At 68.6% G+C, this 1131-nt stretch carries 2 protein-coding genes; both read left to right on the plus strand.

Annotated elements, in window-relative coordinates:
* The first annotated feature begins 187 nt into the window (after positions 1-187).
* Positions 188-874, plus strand: coding sequence for a nitroreductase family protein (locus tag G3N99_RS40815; protein WP_174938670.1), 687 nt, complete (start codon positions 188-190; stop codon positions 872-874).
* Positions 875-921: 47 nt separating this feature from the next.
* A partial coding sequence (locus G3N99_RS40820) for an AMP-binding protein (protein ID WP_206125263.1) occupies positions 922-1131 on the plus strand: 210 nt, incomplete at its 3' end.

Raw genomic sequence — 1131 nt, forward strand, 5'->3', positions numbered from 1 at the left:
CTGGATTCCCGACCTGTGCTCTTCCGATCTGCCCGGCCCGCGCTTTTCGCGCACGCCGGCCGCACGGCCCGACGCGCCCGCGGCACCGACGACCGACAACGCGATCGCCGCGCTGCAGGGCTGGCTGCCCGACGCGCAGATCGACGCCTGTCGTGCGCGAGGCACCTTCATCTGAGACTTGACTGACATGACCACCCCTACTCCCGAACTCGCGGCGCTGGATCGCCTGACGAGCGGCCGCTCCACCTGTCGCGCGTACCGGCACGACGCGCTGGACGTCGAGCTGATCCGCAGCATCGTCGCCATGGCCAGCCGCTCGGCGTCGTGGTGCAACGTGCAACCGTGGCAACTCGTGATCACCGAAACCGCCGAAAGCACCGAGCGCTTTCGCGACGCGCTGATGCAGCGGGTCCAGGATCATCCGGAGAACGAATCGGATCTGCCGTTCCCGCCGAGCTACCAGGGCATCTACGCCGAGCGCCGGCGTGGCGCCGGCATTGCGCTCTATGCGTCGCTGGGCATCGGCCCGAAGGACCGCGAGCGCAGCGCCGAGCAGGCATTCCGCAACTTCCGCCTGTTCGATGCGCCGCACGTGGCAATCGTCACGGTGCCGGCGGAACTGGGCCCGTATGCACTCGTCGACGCAGGCGGCTTCGTGTCGTCGTTCCTGCTCGCGGCCTATGCGCACGGCGTCGCCACCACGCCGCAGGGCGCGCTGGCCCGCCATGCACATTTCGTCCGCGACTATTTCGACATCCCCGATACGCAGCACATGATCTGCGCGATCTCGTTCGGTTACGCGGAAGACGAACACCCGGTCAACCGGTTCCGCACCACCCGCGCCGGTGTGGACGACCTGACGCGTTTCGCGTGAGCGTGGCACGCTGTGCACGATCGAGATCGATGCAAGGAGATGCGAGCATGGCCGAACGCATTCACGAACTGCTGGATCGCTGGCTGACCGACGCCCCCGAGCGGCCGTTCATTCATCTCGGCGACCGCACGCTGAGCTATGCGGACGTCGGCGCGCTGGCCGATGCGCTCGCGCGCGAGCTGCGCGACGACGGCGTGCGCGCCGGCGATCGCGTGCTGGTGGTGGCCGAGAACTGCCCCGAGCACGCGGCGCTGCTG

It is taken from the genome of Burkholderia sp. Ac-20392, assembly GCF_017104585.1.
Lineage (GTDB): Bacteria > Pseudomonadota > Gammaproteobacteria > Burkholderiales > Burkholderiaceae > Burkholderia > Burkholderia lata.

Excerpts from the sequence above, each read along its gene's own strand:
- G3N99_RS40815 (WP_174938670.1), top strand. The coding sequence starts at position 188 with ATGACCACCCCTACTCCCGAACTCGCGGCGCTGGATCGCCTGACGAGC.